Origin of the sequence: Ramlibacter sp. (assembly GCF_050250995.1) — a bacterium.
Classification (GTDB): Bacteria; Pseudomonadota; Gammaproteobacteria; order Burkholderiales; family Burkholderiaceae_C; genus Ramlibacter.
Window position 1 is genome coordinate 39,289 of the sequence record NZ_JBFWNP010000010.1, and the last position, 21,716, is coordinate 61,004.

Consider the following 21,716-nt stretch of genomic DNA (forward strand, 5'->3'; position numbering starts at 1 on the left):
GGCCCGCTCGCGCGGGCCTTCTACCTTCACCCCATGCGGCCGTGGGACCCGTGCACGCGCCCGCTCTTGGTCTTGGCTGCGCGCGCGCCACTCTTTCGCGACCCCGCGTCCAATCCTTTGAGGATTCCGCACGCCGCCGCCTCGCGCGCCGCGCCGCACTCCTCCCGGAGGGCTTTGAGCTCCGTCTGCAAGTGGCGCAGCTCCTTGATCCGCGCGGCCACGTGCTCGATGTGCTCGTCGAGCAGCCCGTTGACCTCCTCGCAGTTCTCCTCGGGAGAGTCCTTGAAGCGCAAGAGCGTCTGGATCTCGCCGAGCGTCATGTCCAAAGTTCGGCAATGGCGGATGAAGGACAGCCGCGCGAGGTGGGCCTGGCCGTAGACCCGGTAGTTGGAGTCCGTCCTGCCGGCCTTGGGCAGCAAGCCCTCCGCCTCGTAGTAGCGGATCGTCTCCGTCTGCGTCCCCGTGGCCTTCGCCAATTCCCCGATCTTCATTGCGCCTCCGCTGTGGGCCGCCGCCTGCGCGGAGCCGGAAAACGGCCCGCTTGACTCTCTAGCGGCTTTAAGGTTTCTAATTGGACCATGAAAGCAAAAACGTCGCCCGAAGTCCAACCAGAATCCTGCTGCGGGAGCTCCTGCGCGCCCCCCGTCCCAGCCGAAGCTCAGCCGGGCGACGACTGCTGCGGCTCGCCGGCGGCCGCCGCGGTCCAGCCCGCGCTTTCGACGGGACGGCGCTACCGGATCGCCACCATGGATTGCAGCTCGGAGGAGTCCGAGATCCGGCGCGCCTTGGAGAACGTCGCCGGCGTGCGCTCCCTCGGCTTTCAACTCGGCGCCAGGCAGTTGCGCATCGACGCGGACGCCGCGTCCTTCGCGCCCGCCCTCGAGGCGATCAGGAAGGCCGGCTTCGATCCTCAGCCCCTGGACGGCCCCGAGCTCGCGGCCAGAACCGGCGCCGAGGCGCATGCGGACGGCGACGGGCACGACCACGACCACGCTCCCGAGGCCGGCGCGAAGCGCTTGGGCCTCGCCCTCGCGTTCGCCGTGGGCGCGGAGGCTCTGTCCTTCTTCGCCCCCGAGGCGCTCCCCTGGAAGATGGCCGGCATGGCCCTGGCGGCCGTCGCGATCTGGCTGGCGGGCCTCGACGTCTACAAAAAGGGCATATCCGCGCTCTTCCGCGGGAAGCTCAACATCAACGCGCTGATGTCGGTGGCCGTGATCGGCGCTTTCTTCATCGGCGAGTGGCCCGAGGCCGCGATGGTGATGGCGCTCTACGCGATCGCGGAACTGATCGAGGCCAAAGCGGTCGACCGCGCCCGCAACTCGATCAAGGACCTCCTGGACATGGCGCCGGAGAAGGCGCTCATGCTCGCGCCTGGCGGCTCGTGGGTCGACACCCCCGCGGCCGAGGTCCCGGTGGACGCGGTCGTGCGCGCGCGCCCGGGCGAGCGCGTGGCGCTAGATGGCGTGATCACCAAGGGCGAGAGCGCGGTGAACCAGGCTCCGATCACGGGCGAAAGCATCCCGGTCGACAAGGGGCCGGGCGACCAGGTCTTCGCAGGCACCATCAACGAGACCGGCGAGATCGAATTCCGCGTCACCGCCGCTTCGGCAAACACGGCGCTGGCCCGCATCATCCACGCGGTGGAGCAGGCGCAAGGCGCGCGCGCGCCCACGCAGCGCTTCGTCGACCGCTTCGCGGCCGTCTACACGCCGGCGGTGTTCGCCCTCGCCGTGGCCACCGCGGTTCTCTTGCCTTGGCTCGCCGGCGCGACCTGGCTCGAATCGGTCTACAAGGCCTTGGTGCTTCTGGTGATCGCCTGCCCCTGCGCGCTGGTGATCTCGACGCCAGTCACGGTCGTGAGCGGCCTGTCGGCCGCCGCGCGCCGAGGCATCCTGATCAAGGGCGGCACGTTCCTGGAAAACGCGCGCCTGCTCAAAGCCGTCGCGCTGGACAAGACCGGCACCATCACCGAGGGCAAACCGCGCCTGGTCGACTTCAAGGCTTGGGGCGGCGCCGACGAGGGCCGCGCCAAGCGGCTAGCCGTGGCTCTGGCTTCGCGCTCCGACCATCCGGTCTCCAAAGCGATCGCCACGGGCCTCGCGCTCGATCCCCCGCCAGTCGAAGACTTCAAGGCGCTGGCAGGGCGCGGCGTCGAGGGCTCGGCGGAGGGCGAGAAGCTCCTGCTTGGCAACCACCGGGTCATGCACGAGCGCGGCCTATGCGGCCCTGAGCTCGAAGCGGAGCTCGCGCTGCACGAGGCTCAGGGCCGGACGATCACGATGCTGGCGGGCTCCGCCGGAGTCATGGCGCTCTTCGCGGTGGCCGACACGATCAAGGAAAGCTCCAAGGCGGCCATCGCGGACCTGGCGAAGCTGGGCGTCGCCTCCGTCATGCTCACCGGCGACAACCAGGCCACGGCGCAGTCGATCGCCAAGCAAGCCGGCATCGGCGACGCGCGCGGCGACCTGTTGCCGGAGGCCAAGCTCGACGCCATCCGCGACATGCAGAAGCGCTACGGCGCGGTGGGCATGACGGGAGACGGCATCAACGACGCTCCGGCTCTCGCGCAGGCGGACGTCGGCTTCGCCATGGGGGCTGCCGGCACCGACACCGCGATGGAGGCCGCCGACGTGGTCATCATGAACGACGACCTGCGACGCGTGGCCGAGACCGTGCGGCTCTCGCGCAGGACGCACTCCATCCTCTGGCAGAACATCGCCGTGGCTCTCGGCATCAAGTCCGTCTTCCTCGCGTGGGCGGTCTTCGGCGAGGCGAGCATGTGGATGGCCGTCTTCGCCGACATGGGCGCGAGCCTGCTGGTCGTCGCCAACGGCCTGCGCCTGCTCGGAGGCCGCTCGGCCTCCGCTTCAAAAGGCGTCGAGGCATGAGCGGGATACGAGACGTCCAAACGGCAAGCGCCGCCCCCATCCTTAGGGTCGCATGGACCGAGCGCGCGCGGACGGCGCTGCCCTGGTGGGGCTTGGCCGCGGCCGCGGTCGTCGGCGACTTCGCTACCAAGGCCCTGGTGCGCGCCCGCATGGTCGAAGGGGAATCCCTGCCCCTGGCGCCGTTCTTCAACTTGGTGTCCGCGCGAAACTCGGGAGCCGCGTTCAGCTTCCTCGCCGACGCGGGAGGTTGGCAGCGTTGGTTTTTCATTGTCCTGGCCCTTCTGGTCTCCGCCGTCCTCGCTTGGATGCTGAGCGCGAAGCGCGACCGGATCGAAGCCTTCGCCTACGCCATGATCCTGGGCGGCGCGGTCGGCAATGCCATCGACCGCTTCGCGTTCGGAAGCGTCACGGATTTCCTGGACTTCCACCTCGCCGGCTTGCACTGGCCCGTCTTCAACGTGGCCGACATCGCCATCTGCGTCGGGGCGCTTTGCTTGGTCGCGGCGTCGTTGAAAGCCACGCGCGCGAGCGGGTGACGGCGGAGTGGAGCGGCCGACGCTCGAGGGGAAAGGGCGCCTCGCGGCGCCCTTTTTTTCACTTGCCGCTTTGAGCGATCGGCGGCTCGCAACCACGCCAGTTGACCAGCACCTGGGCTCCGACCTGGGGCTCCTTCCCGAGTTCCACCGGCGCCACGACGTGGCGGTGCTTGCCCATGTTTTGAACGGCCACCACGGCGAAGCGCCCTTGAGCGTCGCGCCCGGCCCCGTCCGCGCGGTAGCGGCAGTCGTAGGTCTGCCGATAGCCAAGCTCGGAGGCGGCGCCGACCTTCTCGACCTTGCCCTCCCGCCAGCCTTCGTTCCAGGCTCGGCCGCCTTCGAACACGGGAGTGGACGCGCAGCCAGTGAGCGCCGCGGCCATCGCCATCAGAGTTAGGACGCGCGCGTTCATTGCTTCACCTCGAAGCGGGCGGTGGCGGCGCTCTTGCCCGCGAGGGTCACCGTGGCGATGCCTTTGGTGCCCTTGGCGACCTTGAAGGCGCCTTTGGCTTCGAGCTTGTCGCCAGCAGTAGCCAAGTCGACTTCGGTCTTCTCGCTGCCATTGAGCAACGTGACCTTGCCCTTGGCTCCGTCGAGCTTCACCGGCTTGCCGTGATCGGCCACGTAGACCTGGATGACGCCAGGCTTGGCGACGATCTCGAAGTCGAGCGCCTTGGTCTCGACGAAGATGCCGCCGTGTTTGGCCGAGTGGTCGTCCTTCTGAGCGAACGCAGCAGGCCCGGCGAGCGCGATGGCGCCGGCGAGAAGGAAGGTTTTTATTTTCATGGATATCTCCTTGGGTTGGTGGATGAAAAGAAACGGGGATCAGTAGGCTTCGGAGCCCGATTGGGCAACGAGGTTTTCGATCGGTTTGCGCCCGAACAACTTGACCATCGCGGGGGTCAAGAACGAGTCAAGCAGAGTCGATGTGATGAGTCCAGAGAAGATCACCACCGCCACCGGGTGGAGGATCTCGGTGCCTGGACGGTCGGCTTCGAAGAGCAGCGGCGAGAGCGCGAGGGCGGCGACCAAGGCCGTCATCAGCACCGGCGTGAGCCGTTCGAGAGAGCCTCGCGCGAGCATCTTGTCGCCGAAGGTCTCGCCTTCGAACGCGCAGAGGTTCACGTAGTGCGAGACCTTCATGATCCCGTTGCGGATCGCGATGCCCGCGAGCGTGATGAAGCCGACTAGCGCGGCGACCGACAGCGGCTGGCCCGAGAGCCAAAGCCCGAAGACCGCGCCCACGAGCGCGAGCGGAATGTTGGCCATGATGATCGTGGCCAGCACCGCCGACTTGTAGCGGGAGAACAGGATCAGGAAGATCAACGCCACCGACGCGATCGACAGCAGGCCGATCAAGCGGCTCGCGTCCTCCTGCGCCTGGAACTGCCCGCCGATGGTGACGAAGTAGCCTTCGGGAAGCTTCGTGTCGTTCGCCGCCGCGCGGATGTCCTGGACGACGTCGGACAGAGCGCGGCCCTGCGCGTTCGCCGATATCACGATGCGCCGCCTGCCGTCGTCCCGGCTGATCTGGTTGGGGCCGTCGGACTCCTCGACCACCGCCAGCTGCGAGAGCGGCACGCGTCCGCCGGGCGTGTCGATCATCAGGTTGCGCAAGCCTTCCATCCCGCGCGAGGCCTCCGGCAGCCGCAGCACCAGGTCGAACCTGCGGCTGCCCTCCACGATCTGCGAGACTTTCTCCCCGTCGATCATCAGTTGCAGCTCGCGCAGCAGCTTGGCGGGCGGAATCCCGTAGCCCAACGCCTTGTCGTAGTCCACGCGCACCTTGATCTGGGGCGTGAGAACCTGCTTCTCGACTTCCAAGTCCACGACGCCTTCGAGCCGCGAGAGCTTTTGGCGCAGAGCCTCGGCCTGCCCCCGCAGCGCGTCCAGGTCGTCGCCGTAGATCTTGATGGCGATCTGCGTGCGCACTCCCGAGAGCATGTGGTCGATGCGGTGGCTGATCGGCTGCCCGATGCCGATGGCCGCTGGAAGCGACGCGACGCGGGACCTGAGGTCCGCGTAGACCTCCTCCACGCTCCTGTCGCTGCGTTTGAGCTTCACGTCGAGCTCGGAGACGTGCACGCCCTCGGCGTGCTCGTCGAGCTCCGCGCGCCCGGATCTCCTGCCCACGTGCTCCACCTCGGGCACCGCCCTCAGGCTTTGCTCCGCGACCGCTCCGATGCGCGTGGTCTCGGCCAGCGTCGTGCCGGGGTTCAGGCGCAGACCCACGAGAGCCACGCCTTCGTTGAATGGCGGCAGGAACGTCGTCGGGAAGAAGGGGACGGCGACGGCCGCGAGCACCGTGGCCACGGCTCCCGCCGCGATCCAAGCCTTGGGGAACGCCAGGACCTTCATGAGCCCGCGCTCGTAGCGTGCCTTGACCCACGCCTGCGCCTTGCTGTCGCCGTGGTCGAGCGACTTCATCCTCGGCAGCAAGTAGTAGCACATGACGGGCGTCACCGTGACCGACACGAGCATCGAAGCCAGAAGCGAGACGATGTAGGCCACCGCCAAGGGCTGCATCAGGCGCCCTTCGATGCCCGGCAGGAAGAAGAGCGGCAGCAGCACCAGGACGATGATCACCGTCGCGTAGACGATAGCGGAGCGCACCTCCAAGGTGGACTTGGCGATGAGCTCCAACGGCCCCATGCGGTGCTCCGGATGCCCGCTTCGATCCATCTTCAATCGGCGCAGCACGTTCTCGACGCCCACCACCGCGTCGTCGACCAAGCCCCCGATGGCGATGGTCAGTCCTCCCAGCGTCATCGTGTTGATGGAGAAGCCGAAGTATTGGAAGACCAGCGCCGTGATCATCACGGAGAGCGGGATGGCCGTGAGCGCGATGACCGTCGTCCTCACGTTCATCAGGAACAGGTAGAGGATCGCGGCGACCACGGCGCCAGCCGCCAGGAACTTGCCTTGCAGCGTGTTCACCGAGGCCTCGATGAAGCTAGCTTGCCGCATCGTCACGATGGGAGCCCCCATGCCCGGCGGCAGGCTCTTCCCGAATCCGGCGAGGGCCTCCTCGACGCGCTGCGTGAGCTTCACCGTGTCGGCGTCCGGCTGCTTCTGGATTCCCAGGATCACCGCCGGCTTGCCGTTGTAGCCCGCGTCGCCGCGCTTGATGGCGGGGGCGAAGGCGACCGTCGCCACCTGCGACAAGCTGATGGGCTGGTTGTTCTTGAACGCCACCGGAAGCCGCTGCAAGTCCTCGATGCGGGTCGTGCGCCCGATGTTGCGGATCAGGTATTCGCGGGAGTTGAGCTCCAAGAACCCGCCGCTCGTGTTCGAGGAGAAGCCTTTGAGGGCGTCCTCGATGTTCTCGATCGTGATTCCCAGCGCCGACATGCGCGCCGTGTCGGGCTGCACCTGGTATTGGCGCACCTCGCCGCCGATGGGGATGACCTGGGCGACTCCCGGGATGGTCAAGAGCCTGGGGCGGATCACGAAGTCCGCGTATTCGCGCACCGCCATCGCGCTGATCTTGGAGGCCTCGATCGGGAGCGCGACCGACATGATCTCGCCCATGATCGAGCTCACCGGCCCCATGCCCACGTGCTCCACTCCCGCGGGAAGCTGCTCGCGGGCCGTCGACAGGCGCTCGCCCACCATCTGGCGCGCGCGGTAGATGTCGGTCTTCCAGTCGAAGGTGACGTAGACGAAGGCGAGGCCGACGCTGGACACCGAGCGGATGCTCTCCACGCCCGGGATGCCGCCCATGGCGGTTTCGAGCGGCACCGTGATGAGCTGCTCGACCTCCTCCGGCGCCATGCCGCCGGCCTCGGCCTGCAGCGTGACGGTAGGCTTGTTCAGATCCGGAAAGACGTCCACGGGCATGCGCGCCAACGTGAAGACGCCGTAGAACATCAGGACGATCGCCGCGACTGCGACGATCAGCCGGTTGTGGAGCGAGAAGCGGACTAATTTGTCGAACATCCGCGCCTCACCTGACCTGGTTGACCAAGGCGGCGCCTTGGGTCACGACCCGCTCGCCGGCTTTGAGGCCATCGACCACCGACACGGACGCGCCGTCCAACGGGACGACGCGCACGGGGCGCGCCTGGAACGTCTCGGCGCCCGCGTGCACCCAGACCATGTCCTGGTTCGACGCGCTCTTCACGACGGCGGCGGCGGGGACCGCCACGCCCTTGACCATGCTTTTGGTGTGCACCAGGACCTTCACCGCCTGGTTGACCGCCATGGGGACTTCGGCGGAGCCCGTCGTGCGGAACTGCAAGGGGATGGCGCCCTCGCGCTGCGCGCGCCCCGCCCCCATGAAGCTCAGAGGCACCGAGACCCCCGGCGCGGGAGCGGCGCTCGCAGCCCCGATGTTGCTAAGCAGCGCCACGTCGAAGGCCTGCGCCTCGACGATCAGCTTGGAGGGGTCCACGATCTCGAAGAGGATCTCGCGCGCGTCCACGACCTGGCCGGCCACGACGTTGATCGCCGAGACCACGCCCGACACGGGAGCCGCGAGGGTCTCCACCGCCGACACCGACGCGCTCACGGCGGCCACGCGCTGCTGGAGGCTCACGACGTCCGAGCGCGCCGCCTCGATTTCCTTCTGGGGCACGGTGCCTTCGAGCTGCGACAGCCGGTCGACGCGCCGCCTCGCGAGATCCAGCTGCGCGCGAAGCTCCGCGCTCTGCGCCTGCTGGTTGCCCCGCTCGATGGCGGACGCCGAGGAGCGCACGACGGCGAGCGCCTCCCCCTTTTGGACGCGCTGCCCGAGTCGCGGCAGTCCCCGCGGGCCCGCCTCGACGCGACCCGCTTGGGTCGGCTGCACGCGGCCTCCGGAGTTCGAATCCATGACGACGCGACCGGTCAGCTCGACGGACTGCGGCGCCAAGCGCTCCTCGGCGACCACGGTGCGCACGGCGAGCTGGCGCTGCGAGTTCTTCGGAAGGAACACGCTTCCATCGGGAAGTCGCTTGGGCGCGTTGCCTGTGGCCGCCGGCGTCGACTCGCCATGATTGTGTTCGGGTCCCGCCCAAGCGGGAGCGAGCGCGAGCAGCGCGGCCAAGGCGATCGCGTAGGGTTTGATGTTCTTGTTCATGCCACTGTCCTTTGGGCGCGACGGCTCGAGAATTTGCGAATGGCGTAGAGGGCGGCGGCCAAAGCGGCCAAGGCGGCTGCTGCCAGACCCGCCCAGCGAAGCCAGGGCTTGGCCGCGGCCTCCTCGCGCGCGTGCGGGTCTTCCATGTGGAGCTCGCCTGCGAGCAGGTCGGTGTCCGAGCCGGCCGAGACCGTGAAGGAGAAGGGAAGCTCGCCGGGCTTGGAGAGCGCGTCGAAATTGATCAGGTAGGTGCCGTCGGGCTGCGGGCTAGCCGCGCCCTTCTGGGAGCCGGACTCGAATTCGATCTTGGCGTTCGTCACCGGCTCGTTGGTGGCGTAGCGGTCCAGATACACCGTCATCTGCCCCTTCTCGACGACGCCGACGAGTTCGAAAAGGTCCGAGTGCGCCTCGACGCGCGGGCTGGCTCGGCCTTCGGCCGCGGCCGGCTCCGCTCCGTGGTTGTGGCCGTCGTCGGCAAGCGAGGGGAGGCAGGCGAGCGCCAGTGCCGCCAGGGCCGCTCGGAAGGCGGGAGCTATCTTCTTGTTCATGGCATGGCTCCGTTGGCCTGATTGAGTTTTGACAAGGCGCGGCGCGCGTCGATGGCGGTGCGCGCTCGCGCGAGCTCGGCCTCGAACCTCTCGGCGTCGGCGCGCAGCCTGGTGGGGAGGTCGGTCTCGCCGAGCCGGTGGGACTTGGCGATGAGCTCTTGGGCTTCGCGCGCGAATCGCTCGCGCTCCAACGCCAAGCGCTCCGAGCGGCGCGCGGCTTCGAGCTCCGCGAGCGCGGCCTCGCGCTCCGACGCAGCCAAACGGCGCGACGCGTCGAGCTCGGCCTCGGCGGCGTCGAGCTCCGCGCGCGCCGCCGCGATCCTGGCGCCGTTGCGAATGTCTCCGCCCAGGGGCACGCGCAGCGACAGCCTCACCGCGCTCTCGGTGGGAGCGCCGCCGCCCGGTCGCTCGCGCACCACGCCAACGCCGACTTCCATCGGGTCGCGACGGTCGGCCTCGGTGACTTCGAGCTTGGAGCGCGCCGCGCGGGCTTGCGCTTCCGCGGCTTGCACGAGCGGGTGCGCGCCTTCCGCCCCTTGGGCCTCGTCGAGCGCGGCCGGCTGCGGGAGCCCGGTGAGGGCGCGCCAATTCGCCAGCGCGCGCGCCAGGGCGCCCTCTGCGCCCGCGCGGGCGGACTCCGCCTCGCTAAGCGCCGAGCCGGCTCGAAGGGCGTCGACCCGCGCGCTCTCGCCCGCCTTCACGCGTCGCTCGGTGTCGGATGCCAGCGCCTGCGCCTCCGCCATCTTGCGCGTCGCGAGCTCCAATTGCGTCTCGGCCAAGGCCGCCGCCGCCGCGACCTCTCGCGCCTCGGAGGCCAGCTTCAACTTGGCGGCCGCGATCTGGGCGGCGAGGGCGGCGCGGTCGGCCTCGACTTGGCTCGCCGTGGCCGAACGCAGCTTGGGCTGCCAGAGCGGCGCCGAGATCTCGGCCTCCGTCTCCTGGGCGCCGCTCGCCGCGCCTCGGCCCGCCTTGTGGGCCAACGACACGGTGGGCGCGCCTGCCAAAAAGGAGCCTGCGGCGCGGGCGCGAGCGTCGAGCTCAGCTTGGCGATTGGCGAGCGCGCGCGCCTGCGGGCTGAGATGCCAAGCCGCGTCGACGGCGTCGCGCAGCGTCGGGCGGGGGGTCTGCGCGCCTGCCGAAAAGGCGAGCGCCAACAGTCCAGCGACCGCGGCCATGCGCGGCCGCGCTGATGAAAAAAGCATTGAGTTCTCCGAAGGTCGAAACTGACGACTGCTTCGGCGAACCGCGAGGAAAAGGGTTTGAGTTGTCGCGGCCCGCCGTCAGGCGGCGAGCCAATTCGGGCGCTCGATGCGCGAGCGCGCCTCGGAGATGGGAGGCGCCGCGCCGGACGGCGCCGGCATCTGAGCGGCCGCGCGAGGCGCGAACTCGGGGTCCGCCTGCCCCATCAGGTGGTGCAGGCCGTGGCAGCCATGGGCCGCCCCGCAGCAGGCGTCGGCGATCTTCTCCGCCTGCGCGTCCGACTGCTCGGCCGCCGCCGCCTCGTGGACGTGCTCGCCCATTCCAGCCGCGGCCACCGCCTGCGCGACCAAGCGCTCGTCGTCGCAGAAATGCGTCGCGGCCCAGCTCATTTGCATGGGCAGGATCAAAGCGAGCAACAGGATGAAGAGGCGTCTCATCGGATGGATCGATTCTATAGGCCTTGAAGTTCTCACAGACAAAAGCGGGATGCAAGAGCCTTTCAACAGCGGGGCTGGGCCTATGCCGTCTTCGCCTTGGGCGGAGCGTCCGCTGGGCCGCCCCAGCCTCTGATTCGCGCGACATTCTGGTTCATCCAGTGGCGGACCACGCCCTGGAACAGCCACTTCTTGACGCCCGACAGGTTCGCGCCGTGCTTGGCGTAGAAAGAGTCCGGATCGTCGAAGACGCCGAAGTCGCGGTTGATGCCGTCCTTCTGGATGTAGGTGTTCGCGCCCGTCCACTCCACTCCCGGGTTCTTCAAGTCCGGCGTCGCCGCGCCGAAGCCGCAGAAGGCCCCCTCCTGGTCGCCGAAGCGCTCCTGGAGCTTCGAGAGGTAGTCCTTGTCCAAGATGAAGCCCTCGAGCTCGACCCAGCGGCCCTCGAACCAGACCTCCACCCAGCTGTGGATGATGTCGCGCGGGGCCAGGGCATAGGCGACGCCGGTGATCGCGCCCTTCTGCAAGGCCTTGTCGATGGTGAAGCCGTGGAAGCGGCAGGGCGCGCCCGCTGCGCGCAGCAGGGCCATGAACAGCGTGCCCTTGGTGTTGCATTGCCCGACCCCGTCCGCGAGCACCTGGGAGGCCGGCAGGTCGTCGGCCAGGTTGTAGCCGAAGGCGACTTCATTGCGCACGAAGTCGTAGATCGCGCCGATGCGCTCCCGCTCGGGCAGATTCGCCCACCCGCGCGCGCGGATAAGGCCCTGGATGCTCGGATGCTCGAAGTCGAGCAGAGTCGTTTTCGCCAGCAGCTTCTCGCGGTCCATCTCGGCTCCTTCTTGTTGATTTCGCGGCGTCGGTGTCGCCGTGAAGTCATTGGAAACCCTCTAGCGGGTGGAAGGTCAAGCGGGCGCGATCGGCCGGGGAGTTCGAGATTCAGCCCCAGTCGTTGTTCCACAGATTCTGTGGACAACCGCCTGCCGGGAGCGCGGAGCGTCAGCGTTGGCGCGGAGTCCCCGGCCTGCCTCTCGGCTCGGCATCCACGGACCCCGCCTCCTCCCATCATTGGATCCTGGCCGCGCGCATGCTGCTGACCGGCAGCTTCCGGCGCGCGCGAGTCCGAAGCGTCGGGCCCGCGCGGCGAGCGGCGGCCCTCGAGCCGGTCCATCGCGGCCGGCGCGCCGGCGCGAGGGCTGGGCAGCTCAAAGGCGTCGGCGGACGCAGCGCCTGGCCTGGCGGACGCGCGCCGACTCCTACGCCGGCGCGGCCGACGGCCTCGGCGACGAGAGCCGGCCAGAGCGCAGCGACCGCCATGAGGGTGGCGAGCGCCGCGACGGCCGAATAGATGACGACCGACACGGCCTTCATTCCCGGAGCGAAGTAGTTCACCAGGCCCGCGAGAGATCCGGCGGTGAGCACGAGCCCATTGAAGACGGCGAGATGGCCGCGGACGAACTCGTAGAAGCCCCTCAGGGGCCGATCCGTCGACGTGGAATGGTGTGGAGCAGGCGTGCCGCCGGCGCCAGGATGGTTGATCCGCATGGAGGTGTCCTATCGAAAGGCTCGGGGAGCGGGCGCGAAGCTCCCCAAGATCCATGCGCCATCTGGGCGACCGGGCAGGTCGCCGCCCGAAGTCTATCGCGACGTCCGCATGGCCGCGCGTGAAGTGCTTCATGCGAACGGCGTTTAAGAGAGCCTCCAGTGAAGGCGCGCGGCGCGCAACGCGCGGCCGTCCCACCTCGAAGCTCCGGTAGCATGGTTGCCAAAGGAGACAAAGATGGCGAAGAGAAACGCAGTCGAGCCGGAAGTGGAGCCATTCGAAGAAGAGTGGTCCGACGAGGACATCTTCGTTGGGCTAATGACGGGCAACAAAGACCTCTGGACCAAGGAGTTCGCCGAATTCGTGCTGAGGGTGGGCGTGAAGCACCGGATGCGGGAGAGCCAAGGCGAGAAGCCTCTGGCCCTCGACCATGGCAAGTGGAAGCCCACCACGGGACAGAAGGCGCTCGCGCTGCTGGCGCCGCATGGCCATCTTGGCCATTGCCACGTGGATCCGCCCAGGGCGCACCCTGGACGCGTGGCCACTTGGTCTTTCGAAGCGCTCTGGCCCGACCGGGAGGCGAAGCTCTGGCGAGCGGTGGCCGTCCAAGCTCAGACGTTGGGCATCGTCCGCGTGGTGAGGGAGTTCTGGCGCTTCGAGGAGACGGGGGAGTTCTCAGAAACGGCGCTCATGGACCGCAGATCCTTCGAGCAGGAGAAGGTTGACATCGAGCTGCAAAACGCGGTCGCCGACCGCGACATCGACAAGGTGCGCCGCGCGCTGGCGAAGGGCGCCGACCCGGACTGCGACCAGGGATTCATTGGTCTCGCGGCCAAGGTCGCGACCGTCCACGACGAGGCGTTGCTCCCGATCTTGCGGGTGCTTATCGAAGGAGGCGCCGCCTTGGAAGGCGTGGAGATCGGGGACAAGGCCTGGTCCAGCCAACCACCGCTTTGGGCAGCCGCGCGCGAGGAGAACCTGCCTGCGGTGAAGCTGTTGTTGGAGCTCGGGGCGGATCCGGCTTGCGTCTACGACGGGCGCAGCGTTTTGGACTTCGACGAGGACGGCGGCTACGACCCCGACGTCGGGCGCGAGATCAAGGAGATCCTGCGTGCCGCCGTCGTCGAGAAAGAGCGAACGACCATCAAGGTCCACATTCCCGAGGCAAGTCCGGAGCCGGAGCAGGACGTGCGCAAGGACAGGTGGAAGAAGCCGGGCGGCCCGATATAGGCCAACCTGGCGCCTCAAAGGCGACCAGAACAGAGCCGGCAGGCCCCGCTAGCTTCGCTCTACTACGCTGACGGAGCGGGGCTGGCTTCGTTCGCAGCCTCGTGGATCCCAGTGCCCTCGATGGCGGCCTCGACGGCCGCGGCTTCATCGACCATCGTCCGCAGCCAAGGCTTGACGAACGAGCGATGCCTGGCTTCGCTGGCCCAACGGGCCCTCGCGGCCTCGAACGGCGGGAGCCAGACGCAGCGGATCTCGCCTCGCAGCAGGGCTTCGAAGAGCTCCTCGCGCTTGGGCTCGTCGAAGTCCCAAGCTGGCGCGATGAGGATGTCTCGAGCCTGCCTCTCAGTGGAGAGCGGCTCGGCGAAGAACGGCTCGCGGGCGGACACCCAGCCCAGCATCCCCGACTTCACGGCGACCTCGTGCGAGGTCACGCCCGTGCGCTTCTTCTTGTATTCGCGCAGCCCGCCCAATGGATACATCACCGCCTGGTTCTGGCCTCGCGCGCCGGGAAGCGTCACTTTGTAGAAGGGCGGGCCGTCGCCGCCATGCTCGCCGCCAGAGCGCTCAGGAGCTGGCTTTCGGAGTTCGAGCAGCGTGTCTTCCGAGACGCCAAGGTAGATGGCCGCCAGAGTCGCCGGCACGTCGGTGGAGTCGTCCATTGGCGCGAGCTCGTTGCGCACCCGCGCCTCGACCAGCATCTGGTCCACGCTCTTCTTGGTCCGGCCGCCCGTCTTCGGTTTCTTCGCCGCCCCGCCTTCCTGCCGCAAAGGCGTGACCTTGCCCGCTGTCGCCATGGCTCTCCTTAGTGGTTGAGCCATTCTAGGAGCCCGGCGCCTCCCGATTAGGCCGCGTCAGCCCCAGGTTCCATCGGCAGCCCGCTCGCGCCTTCCGCAGGTTGTGGCTTGGATCCAAGCGTCAGTTTCCTTCGAACCTTGATCTCCGGCTGCGCAGGCGCAGCCATTGTCTTGGACGCCATGGCCGGGCTGGGGAGCACCGATTCAATGATGTCGATCACCCGCTGCTTCTGAGCAAGCGGCACTCTGCCTCGTTTCAGCGTGTTCGGATCGTCTGGAAAGAAAGGCTCTTCCACCGGCAGCGCGACGTGCTTAGCGAAGTGAAACCGCGTCTGCTCGTCCAAACCGGTGCCGTTGCCGGCGTCGAGGTCGATCTCGGCAGGCCCGCAAGGCGGACCGTTCTTTTCGATGGTGCCCTGGCCCGTGCCGAAGACCACCAACGCCCACTGCTTGCCATTCGCCTCTTGGATGACGCGCGCGACCAGGACCCGGTGGAAACCTTGGGCGGCGCGGGTGGGATCGCCCCGCTCGGGGAACCTGCACCTGACGATCTCAAGCGGGCTTAGGCGAGTCGCCATGGCCGGCTACTTCTTGGGGGAGTAGCCGAAGGCCGCCTTGACGGCGTCGGGCACGCGATCCCATGCCGCGGCCAAGTCGTCGTCGGAGGGGAGCTCGGAAACGTCCTTCTCAACGAATCGCGCAGGAGTCGGGTTGGCGCGAACCCGGGCCCGTCCGGTCGACGGCGTCGCGGAACCCACCGCCGGGGTGAATGCCATGAAGTCGTTTCCGGGGCGTTTGCGGCTGCTCATTGGTTCTCCTGGGAGACATTTCTACCATGACACGGCAGCAGGTCAAGGAAAAGCGCTCGAACGGACAGATTAGGCCCGTCCGTCAGAACAGGAGCCCTCATGGCGATCACCTCGGGAGCCGCCTGGCCGCCCTCATGGCGCGCGCCGGATCGATCTTGGCCTCGGTGCCGCCTTCGATCCGAGCCCGGTTGCGAGGCCGCAGCGCGTTGTAGACGTCGGGGGCGGTCGCGAGGATCAGCTCCTCGATCTTGGCCATGCGGTTCGCGATGTCTGCCCATTCTGGCGACGTGTAGCGCCCGAGCGTCTCGCCCGCGGCCACTCCGTGGCCAAGCATCCGCTTGGTCTGCCGATCGGTGAAGCCAAGCTTCTCGCACGCCGCGCCAAAGGTGCGCCGCAGGTCGTGGCCGCGCAGGACCTTGATGCCGGCGCGCTCCTTGACCGTGTTCATAGCTACGCTCGGGTCGGAGTAGTGTCCCTTCTCGGAGTTGACCGACCTGGCGGGAAACACCCAGAGGGTCCCTTCGAGCTGAGACTCGCGCCGCAGCTTCAAGAGCTCCATGGCGCAGGGGCCGATCGGGAACTCGTGATCTCCCCGGTTCTTCGCGTCGTTCACGCGCGCCACCTTCTTGTCCATGTCGATCCATCGGTCGGTCACGGCCTCGGCGTCCGTGATCCGGTCGCGCCACTTGAACGTGCGGCACTCGTCGCCGCGCAGGCCCCAAAGCAGGTCGAGGATCAGAAAGTCGCCAGCGACCGGGTTCTCACGGCGGTATTCCCAGGCGGCCTGCACGAAGGGGCCGACCGACTCGGAGAACGAGAGCGGGTTGCGGATCCCCTTCTTCGCGTAGTCGCGCTCCAACTGCTTGGCGCTTCGGTATTTCTTCTTCGCGTGCAGGATGGTGAAGGGGTTGTAGGTGAGGGCCGGCACCCTGCCCTCAGCATGCGCGTCGTGAACTTCGATGTCGATCGCGTGGTTCACTGCGGCGGTGGCCCAACGCCCCATCGCCTCGGCCGCCGTCTTGTGCGCGAGCGTCTTCGCGTGGTAGTCGAAGCGTTCGATGACCTCCGCGGCCGTGATCAGCCGCACCTTCCGGTCCTCCCAATCCTTGAATTTGTCGCGCGCCTTGCGCACCGACAGCTCGGAATTCGGTTTGATCGGGTCGTCCTCGCGCTCCAACAAGTGCTTGATGTAGGCGTCCCAGACCTGTCCGAAGGTCAGCTCGGCGGCCTCCACCTTGTCCGCGATCTTTTTGGGATTCGTCCCGTGCTTGCGGGCGACCTCCACGAGCTTGAAAGCCTCCTCGCGCGCCGTGCCCAACGGCATCTGCTTCTCGGCGCCTTTTCGGCCGGATGCCAAGCCCACGTGGATCTTGAGCTTTTTGCCGGCGACCATCTTCTCGACAAGAAAAATCGACGCCTTCTTGCCAACTCGCAGCGCGAACCCAACAGGAGCGTCGCGGTGCGTGTCGTAAACCAGATAATTCGAAGGCGGCTGCTTGCCCTCGGCCAGGAGCTCTTGGTGGCGCTTCCGGGTAAGGCTCTCCCATTTCTCCATCGGCTCGCCCGCGTGCGGCTCGACCGCGAGACTGAGGTTGGAGACGAGGTCTCTGGTGAGTTGCAGCTTCACGAAGGCTCCCAGGAGTTGGCGGAGGCCTGGCACGGCTTTCCGCCAAAGATGAGCGATTATGGAGCAGCGCGGATAATTTGGCGCCGAGTTGGCGGTTTTGGCGGACCGCCGACTACCACCGACAGAGAGCGATTCCGACCGTTAGCGGTCGATAGAGATTGGACCTAACTTGTTGACTGAGAAGGGGATTTCCGCAGCGACAGAGACGAAGAGCCCGAAGACGGAGGGCCATACGCCAATGATGCAGCAGTACCTGGCCATCAAGGCGGAGCACCCCGACACGCTCGTCTTCTACCGCATGGGCGACTTCTACGAACTCTTCTTCGCCGACGCGGAGAAGGCCGCACGGCTGCTGGACATCACGCTCACCAAACGCGGCATGTCGGCGGGCGAGCCGGTCGTCATGGCGGGCGTCCCGTTCCACTCCGTCGAAGGCTATCTCGCCCGTCTCATCCGGCTCGGCGAGTCCGTCGCGATCTGCGAGCAGGTCGGCGAGGTCGGCGCGTCCAAGGGGCCGGTGGAACGCAAGGTCGTGCGCGTCGTCACGCCGGGCACGCTGACCGATACCGAACTGCTCAACGACAAGTCGGAGGCGGTCCTGCTGGCCGTGCAGCAGGGTGCGCGCAACCGCTGCGGGCTCGCTTGGCTGAGCGTCACGCAGGGCGCGGTGCAGCTCGCCGAATGCGCGTCCGACGACGTCGAAGGCTGGATCGCGCGCATCGCGCCGAGCGAACTGCTGTTCAGCGCGGACGCGACGGCGGCGTTCCAGCTGCGTCTCAAGGCGCTGAAGACGAATGTCACCTTCGCGCTCACGCAACGACCCGCCTTCCAGTTCGACGGCGGGCTGGGCACGCGCAAATTGCTCGAACAGCTCGGCGCGGCGTCCCTCGACGCCTGGAGCGCCAGCGATCTCGCGCATGCGCATGCCGCGGCGTCGGCGCTGCTCGCATTCGCCGAACACACGCAAGGCCGTGCGCTCTCGCACGTGCGCAGCCTGCAGGTGCAGCGCGACGACGAACTGATCGATCTGCCGCTGACCACGCGGCGAAACCTCGAACTCACGCAGACCCTGCGCGGCGAGGATTCGCCCACGCTCTTCTCGCTGCTCGACACGTGCATGACGGGCATGGGCAGCCGCATGCTGAAGTCCTGGCTCCTGCAACCGCGGCGCGAACGGAACCTCGCGCAGCGAAGGCACGATGCCATCGAACAACTGCGCGAAGGGCCGTGGCGTCTCCTGCGCGATGAACTCAAGGGGGTCAACGACGTCGAGCGGATCACCGCGCGGATTGCCTTGAGGCAGGCGCGGCCCCGGGAGCTCGTGGGCCTGAAGCAGTCGCTGGAGAAGGCCGGGGTCGTGGCGCGCATGCCCCCGCCCCAACCCTCCCCCAGCGGGGGGGCGAGCTTGCTCGCGAAGATCGCGGCGGATCTCGTGCCGCCTTCGGGCTGCAAGGAAAGGCTGCACCGAACGCTGCTCGCGGAGCCCGCGGCATTGGTCCGCGACGGCAACATCATCGCCGCCGGCTTCGATGCCGAGCTCGACGAGCTCCGTGCGATCCAGGACAACTGCGACGGCTTCCTGCTCGAACTCGAATCGCGCGAGCGCGCGCGCACGGGCATCGCCAACCTGCGCGTTCAGTTCAACAAGGTCCACGGCTTCTACATCGAAGTGAGCCAGGGACAGCTCGACAAAGTGCCCGCCGATTTCAGGCGGCGGCAGACGCTGAAGAACGCCGAGCGCTTCATCACGCCCGAGCTCAAGGCCTTCGAGGACAAGGCGCTCTCGGCGCAGGAACGTGCGCTCGCGCGCGAGAAGTTCATCTACGAGGCGCTGCTCGACGACCTGCAGGCGCACGTCCCGGCGCTCACGAAGCTCGCGAGCGCCATCGCCTCGCTCGACGCCCTCTGCGCACTCGCCGAGCGGTCCCTCACGCTGCACTGGTCGAAGCCGCAGTTCACGAAGGAACCCGGCATCGACATCGCGCGCGGCCGGCACCCCGTCGTCGAAGCGCGCCTTGCCGAGACGAGCGGCGGCGCCTTCATCGCCAACGACACGCGCCTCGGCCCGAAGCTGCGCATGCAGATCATCACGGGCCCCAACATGGGCGGCAAGTCGACGTACATGCGGCAGGTCGCGCTGATCGTGCTGCTCGCGTCCATCGGCTCGTACGTGCCCGCGCAGAGCGCGCGCATCGGGCCGATCGACGCGATCCACACGCGCATCGGCGCGGCGGACGACCTGGCCAATGCGCAGTCGACCTTCATGGTGGAGATGACCGAGGCCGCGCAGATCCTGCACGCGGCCACGCCGCACAGCCTCGTGCTTATGGACGAGATCGGGCGCGGCACGTCGACCTTCGACGGGCTCGCGCTCGCCTCGGGCATCGCCGCGCACCTGCACGACAAGGCGCAATCGTTCACGCTGTTCGCGACGCACTATTTCGAGCTGACGGATTTCCCCGCGAAGCATCACTGCGCCGTCAACGTCCATGTGAGCGCGACCGAGTCGGGCAGCGACATCGTCTTCCTGCACGAGATCCAGGGCGGCCCCGCCAGCCGCAGCTACGGCATCCAGGTCGCGCGCCTCGCGGGCATGCCGACCGTCGTCGTCAACCATGCGCGCCATACCTTGGCCGCACTCGAAAAGCACCAGGACGACGCGCGCGAGCAGGTAGACTTGTTTGCCCCGCCGCCCGCGGCCGAGGCGGCGGCGCCCAGCGCCGTCGAGGCGGCGCTGGCGGGCGTGGACCCCGACGCGCTCACGCCGCGCGAAGCCCTCGATGCGCTGTACTCCCTGAAGAAACTGGCAGCCAAGACATGACCTACTGCGTCGGCATCAAACTCAACGACGGACTCGTCTTCCTCTCCGACTCGCGCACCAACGCGGGTGTGGACAACATCAGCACCTTCCGCAAGATGATCGTCTACGAGAAGCCGGGCGACCGCTTCATGGTGCTGCTGTCGGCGGGCAACCTGAGCATCTCGCAGTCGGTGCGCGAGATGCTGCAGGTCGAGCAGCTCAAGGAGAGCGACGAGTCCGACCCCATCACGATCTGGAACGCCACGAGCATGTTCGATGCCTGCCGCGTGCTCGGGCAGGCCGTTCGGCACGTGTACGACCGCGACGCGAAGGCGCTGAAGCATGCCGGCGTGGAGTTCAACGTCAACGTGATCTTCGGCGGCCAGATCCGCGGCGAAGGCATGCGCCTGTTCCAGGTCTATTCGGCGGGCAACTTCATCGAGGCGACGCCCGAGACGCCCTACTTCCAGATCGGCGAATACAAGTACGGCAAGCCTGTGCTCGACCGCGTGATCACGCCGGAGACGGCGCTCGACGAGGCCGCCAAGTGCGCGCTCGTGTCGATGGATTCGACGATGAAGTCCAACCTCTCGGTCGGCCCCCCGCTCGACCTGGTGGTCTACGAGGCCAACCGCTTCGAGACAGACAAGGTGGTGTGCATCGACATGCAGAACCCTTACTTCCGCATGCTGCATTCGAGCTGGGGGCAGAAGCTGCGCGAGGTGTTCGACAGCCTCGACGATCCGGTCTGGGACGACGCGCACACCGACACGCCGCTGAAGGTGGACGACACGCGCAGCAAGCCGCTGAAGAAGATCACGCGGCCGGAAGAGCGGTTGATCTAACGGCTGATCCCGGGGGCGGTGCCGCGTTTCGCGGTCAATGCAGCGACGACAGAAACTGCCGCAGCTCCGCCGACCGCGGATTGCCGAAGACGTCCTGCGCCGGCCCCATCTCGTGGACGCGCCCCTGGTGCATGAAGATCACGCGATCGGCGACCTTGCGCGCGAAGTTCATTTCGTGCGTGACCATGAGCAGGGTCATGCCCTCGTCGGCAAGACCTTCCACGACCTTCAGCACCTCGCCCACGAGCTCGGGATCGAGCGCGCTGGTGATCTCGTCGCACAGCAAAACGGCCGGCTCCATCGCGAGCGCGCGGGCGATCGCCACGCGCTGCTGCTGGCCGCCGGAAAGCTGATCGGGCATCGACGCGAATTTCTCCGCGAGGCCCACCCGTTCGAGCAGCTTGCGCGCCTGCGCAGCGGCCGCCTCGCCGCCGGTCTTCTTCACGAGCGTCGGCGCGAGCATCACGTTGCGGCCCACCGAGAGGTGCGGGAACAGGTTGAAGCTCTGGAAGATCATGCCCACGCGCTGGCGCAGCTCGCGCATCGCGGCGGGATTGTCCTGCAGCAGCGGCTTGCCGTCGACGGTGAGCGTGCCGGCCTGGAAGGCTTCGAGCCCGTTGATGCAGCGAAGCAGCGTGCTCTTGCCCGAGCCGCTCTTGCCGATGATGGCGATCACCTCGCCGGGCTGCACGGCGAGGTCGATGCCCTTGAGCACCTCGTTCGCGCCATAGGACTTGCGCAGGCCCGCGATCTCAACGATGGGCGGCATTCAGCTTCCTTTCGAGGCGCTTCGCATACAGGCTGATCGGATAACACAGGGCGAAATACATCAGCGCGACGAAGCTGTAGACGACGAAGGGCTTGAAGGTGGCGTTGGTGATCATCGTGCCGGCCTTGGTGAGTTCCACGAAGCCGATGACGGACGCGAGCGCGGTGCCCTTGATGACCTGAACCAGAAAGCCCACGGTCGGCGGCACCGCGATGCGCAGCGCCTGCGGCAGCACGACGTGCCGCAACTGCTCGCGGAAATTCAGCGCGAGGCTTCGCGCCGCTTCCCATTGGCCGCGCGGGATCGCATCGACGCAGCCGCGCCAGATTTCGGCGAGGAATGCGCTGGTGTAGAGCGTGAGTGCGATACCCGCCGCGACCCAGGGCGAGGTGTCGATGCCGAAGAGCGCGAGGCCGAAGTACGCCAGGAACAGCTGCATGAGCAGCGGCGTGCCCTGGAACAGCTGCACGTACGCACCGACGGCGCGCCGCGCCCAGGGCGAGGGCGTGAGCCGTGCCACCAGCAGCGCCAGCCCCACGAGCCCGCCGCCGACGAAGGCGATAAGCGAGAGCAGCACCGTCCACCGCGCGGCCAGGAGCAGGTTGCGCACGATGTCCCAGGTGGAGAACTCGACCAT

General features: G+C 67.6%; 21 protein-coding genes. 5 read left to right on the forward strand and 16 right to left on the reverse strand.

Annotated features, from left to right (window positions below; all coding sequences use genetic code 11):
• Positions 1-26: 26 nt before the first annotated feature.
• Positions 27-491 carry a Cd(II)/Pb(II)-responsive transcriptional regulator gene (gene cadR, locus AB7E83_RS09750; RefSeq protein ID WP_428568403.1) on the reverse strand — a complete coding sequence of 155 codons (465 nt, stop codon included), beginning with the start codon at positions 489-491 and terminating at the stop codon, positions 27-29.
• Between the two features lie 255 nt (positions 492-746).
• Between cadR and AB7E83_RS09755 the strand changes: the two genes are divergently transcribed.
• On the forward strand, positions 747-2,888 hold the full coding sequence (locus AB7E83_RS09755) for a heavy metal translocating P-type ATPase (protein ID WP_428568406.1): 2,142 nt from the start codon (positions 747-749) through the stop codon (positions 2,886-2,888).
• Entirely contained in the window at positions 2,885-3,424 is a 540-nt protein-coding gene (gene lspA / locus AB7E83_RS09760; RefSeq protein WP_428568408.1) for a signal peptidase II, read from the forward strand. Before AB7E83_RS09755 ends, lspA begins: the two co-directional genes overlap by 4 nt.
• Before the next feature lie 58 nt (positions 3,425-3,482).
• Here lspA and AB7E83_RS09765 read toward each other — a convergent pair whose 3' ends face one another.
• The 9 genes from AB7E83_RS09765 to AB7E83_RS09805 form a co-directional block, all read right to left on the reverse strand.
• Entirely contained in the window at positions 3,483-3,836 is a 354-nt protein-coding gene (locus AB7E83_RS09765) for a hypothetical protein (RefSeq protein ID WP_428568411.1), read from the reverse strand.
• A complete protein-coding gene (locus tag AB7E83_RS09770) occupies positions 3,833-4,210 on the reverse strand; it encodes a hypothetical protein (RefSeq protein ID WP_428568413.1) in 378 nt (125 codons plus the stop codon). The genes AB7E83_RS09765 and AB7E83_RS09770 overlap by 4 nt, the downstream gene beginning before the upstream one ends.
• A 39-nt stretch (positions 4,211-4,249) precedes the next feature.
• Positions 4,250-7,363, reverse strand: a complete 3,114-nt coding sequence (locus AB7E83_RS09775; RefSeq protein WP_428568416.1) for an efflux RND transporter permease subunit — start codon at positions 7,361-7,363, stop codon at positions 4,250-4,252.
• A 7-nt stretch (positions 7,364-7,370) separates the two neighbouring features.
• Positions 7,371-8,483 (reverse strand): efflux RND transporter periplasmic adaptor subunit, encoded by a 1,113-nt coding sequence (locus AB7E83_RS09780; protein WP_428568419.1) that lies wholly within the window; start codon positions 8,481-8,483, stop codon positions 7,371-7,373.
• The gene (locus tag AB7E83_RS09785) at positions 8,480-9,031 is read right to left on the reverse strand and encodes a hypothetical protein (RefSeq protein WP_428568422.1); all 552 of its coding nucleotides are present in this window, start codon (positions 9,029-9,031) and stop codon (positions 8,480-8,482) included. Before AB7E83_RS09785 ends, AB7E83_RS09780 begins: the two co-directional genes overlap by 4 nt.
• Positions 9,028-10,206, reverse strand: coding sequence for a TolC family protein (locus AB7E83_RS09790; RefSeq protein WP_428568425.1), 1,179 nt, complete (start codon positions 10,204-10,206; stop codon positions 9,028-9,030). The genes AB7E83_RS09785 and AB7E83_RS09790 overlap by 4 nt, the downstream gene beginning before the upstream one ends.
• 105 nt (positions 10,207-10,311) lie before the next feature.
• Positions 10,312-10,668 carry a hypothetical protein gene (locus AB7E83_RS09795; RefSeq protein WP_428568429.1) on the reverse strand — a complete coding sequence of 119 codons (357 nt, stop codon included), beginning with the start codon at positions 10,666-10,668 and terminating at the stop codon, positions 10,312-10,314.
• 80 nt (positions 10,669-10,748) lie between these two features.
• The gene (locus tag AB7E83_RS09800; RefSeq protein ID WP_428568432.1) at positions 10,749-11,492 is read right to left on the reverse strand and encodes a transglutaminase-like domain-containing protein; all 744 of its coding nucleotides are present in this window, start codon (positions 11,490-11,492) and stop codon (positions 10,749-10,751) included.
• Positions 11,493-11,727: 235 nt separating this feature from the next.
• Positions 11,728-12,207: a hypothetical protein gene (locus AB7E83_RS09805; protein ID WP_428568435.1), complete on the reverse strand. Its 480-nt coding sequence runs from the start codon at positions 12,205-12,207 to the stop codon at positions 11,728-11,730.
• A gap of 235 nt (positions 12,208-12,442) precedes the next feature.
• Between AB7E83_RS09805 and AB7E83_RS09810 the strand changes: the two genes are divergently transcribed.
• On the forward strand, positions 12,443-13,435 hold the full coding sequence (locus tag AB7E83_RS09810; protein ID WP_428568438.1) for a hypothetical protein: 993 nt from the start codon (positions 12,443-12,445) through the stop codon (positions 13,433-13,435).
• A gap of 62 nt (positions 13,436-13,497) precedes the next feature.
• Here the strand turns inward: AB7E83_RS09810 and AB7E83_RS09815 are convergent, their stop codons facing one another.
• The 4 genes from AB7E83_RS09815 to AB7E83_RS09830 form a co-directional block, all read right to left on the reverse strand.
• Positions 13,498-14,229 carry a hypothetical protein gene (locus AB7E83_RS09815; protein WP_428568440.1) on the reverse strand — a complete coding sequence of 244 codons (732 nt, stop codon included), beginning with the start codon at positions 14,227-14,229 and terminating at the stop codon, positions 13,498-13,500.
• A gap of 47 nt (positions 14,230-14,276) precedes the next feature.
• Positions 14,277-14,807 (reverse strand): hypothetical protein, encoded by a 531-nt coding sequence (locus tag AB7E83_RS09820; RefSeq protein ID WP_428568443.1) that lies wholly within the window; start codon positions 14,805-14,807, stop codon positions 14,277-14,279.
• Between the two features lie 6 nt (positions 14,808-14,813).
• Entirely contained in the window at positions 14,814-15,038 is a 225-nt protein-coding gene (locus AB7E83_RS09825; RefSeq protein ID WP_428568446.1) for a hypothetical protein, read from the reverse strand.
• Positions 15,039-15,144: 106 nt separating this feature from the next.
• Positions 15,145-16,665 carry a tyrosine-type recombinase/integrase gene (locus AB7E83_RS09830; RefSeq protein ID WP_428568449.1) on the reverse strand — a complete coding sequence of 507 codons (1,521 nt, stop codon included), beginning with the start codon at positions 16,663-16,665 and terminating at the stop codon, positions 15,145-15,147.
• Positions 16,666-16,903: 238 nt separating this feature from the next.
• Here AB7E83_RS09830 and mutS point away from each other — a divergent pair, with 238 nt between their 5' ends.
• Both mutS and AB7E83_RS09840 read left to right on the forward strand, forming a co-directional pair.
• Positions 16,904-19,486, forward strand: coding sequence for a DNA mismatch repair protein MutS (gene mutS, locus AB7E83_RS09835; RefSeq protein ID WP_428568452.1), 2,583 nt, complete (start codon positions 16,904-16,906; stop codon positions 19,484-19,486).
• Positions 19,483-20,310 (forward strand): peptidase, encoded by an 828-nt coding sequence (locus tag AB7E83_RS09840; RefSeq protein WP_428568455.1) that lies wholly within the window; start codon positions 19,483-19,485, stop codon positions 20,308-20,310. Before mutS ends, AB7E83_RS09840 begins: the two co-directional genes overlap by 4 nt.
• A gap of 34 nt (positions 20,311-20,344) precedes the next feature.
• Here the strand turns inward: AB7E83_RS09840 and AB7E83_RS09845 are convergent, their stop codons facing one another.
• A complete protein-coding gene (locus tag AB7E83_RS09845) occupies positions 20,345-21,079 on the reverse strand; it encodes an amino acid ABC transporter ATP-binding protein (protein WP_428568457.1) in 735 nt (244 codons plus the stop codon).
• Positions 21,063-21,716, reverse strand: a complete 654-nt coding sequence (locus tag AB7E83_RS09850; protein WP_428568460.1) for an amino acid ABC transporter permease — start codon at positions 21,714-21,716, stop codon at positions 21,063-21,065. The genes AB7E83_RS09845 and AB7E83_RS09850 overlap by 17 nt, the downstream gene beginning before the upstream one ends.

Coding starts and splice junctions, on each gene's coding strand:
- cadR (WP_428568403.1), bottom strand. CDS start 491: ATGAAGATCGGGGAATTGGCGAAGGCCACGGGGACGCAGACGGAGACG.
- AB7E83_RS09755 (WP_428568406.1), top strand. CDS start 747: ATGGATTGCAGCTCGGAGGAGTCCGAGATCCGGCGCGCCTTGGAGAAC.
- lspA (WP_428568408.1), top strand. CDS start 2,885: ATGAGCGGGATACGAGACGTCCAAACGGCAAGCGCCGCCCCCATCCTT.
- AB7E83_RS09765 (WP_428568411.1), bottom strand. CDS start 3,836: ATGAACGCGCGCGTCCTAACTCTGATGGCGATGGCCGCGGCGCTCACT.
- AB7E83_RS09770 (WP_428568413.1), bottom strand. CDS start 4,210: ATGAAAATAAAAACCTTCCTTCTCGCCGGCGCCATCGCGCTCGCCGGG.
- AB7E83_RS09775 (WP_428568416.1), bottom strand. CDS start 7,363: ATGTTCGACAAATTAGTCCGCTTCTCGCTCCACAACCGGCTGATCGTC.
- AB7E83_RS09780 (WP_428568419.1), bottom strand. CDS start 8,483: ATGAACAAGAACATCAAACCCTACGCGATCGCCTTGGCCGCGCTGCTC.
- AB7E83_RS09785 (WP_428568422.1), bottom strand. CDS start 9,031: ATGAACAAGAAGATAGCTCCCGCCTTCCGAGCGGCCCTGGCGGCACTG.
- AB7E83_RS09790 (WP_428568425.1), bottom strand. CDS start 10,206: ATGGCCGCGGTCGCTGGACTGTTGGCGCTCGCCTTTTCGGCAGGCGCG.
- AB7E83_RS09795 (WP_428568429.1), bottom strand. CDS start 10,668: ATGAGACGCCTCTTCATCCTGTTGCTCGCTTTGATCCTGCCCATGCAA.
- AB7E83_RS09800 (WP_428568432.1), bottom strand. CDS start 11,492: ATGGACCGCGAGAAGCTGCTGGCGAAAACGACTCTGCTCGACTTCGAG.
- AB7E83_RS09805 (WP_428568435.1), bottom strand. CDS start 12,207: ATGCGGATCAACCATCCTGGCGCCGGCGGCACGCCTGCTCCACACCAT.
- AB7E83_RS09810 (WP_428568438.1), top strand. CDS start 12,443: ATGGCGAAGAGAAACGCAGTCGAGCCGGAAGTGGAGCCATTCGAAGAA.
- AB7E83_RS09815 (WP_428568440.1), bottom strand. CDS start 14,229: ATGGCGACAGCGGGCAAGGTCACGCCTTTGCGGCAGGAAGGCGGGGCG.
- AB7E83_RS09820 (WP_428568443.1), bottom strand. CDS start 14,807: ATGGCGACTCGCCTAAGCCCGCTTGAGATCGTCAGGTGCAGGTTCCCC.
- AB7E83_RS09825 (WP_428568446.1), bottom strand. CDS start 15,038: ATGAGCAGCCGCAAACGCCCCGGAAACGACTTCATGGCATTCACCCCG.
- mutS (WP_428568452.1), top strand. CDS start 16,904: ATGATGCAGCAGTACCTGGCCATCAAGGCGGAGCACCCCGACACGCTC.
- AB7E83_RS09840 (WP_428568455.1), top strand. CDS start 19,483: ATGACCTACTGCGTCGGCATCAAACTCAACGACGGACTCGTCTTCCTC.
- AB7E83_RS09845 (WP_428568457.1), bottom strand. CDS start 21,079: ATGCCGCCCATCGTTGAGATCGCGGGCCTGCGCAAGTCCTATGGCGCG.
- AB7E83_RS09850 (WP_428568460.1), bottom strand. CDS start 21,716: ATGGTCGAGTTCTCCACCTGGGACATCGTGCGCAACCTGCTCCTGGCC.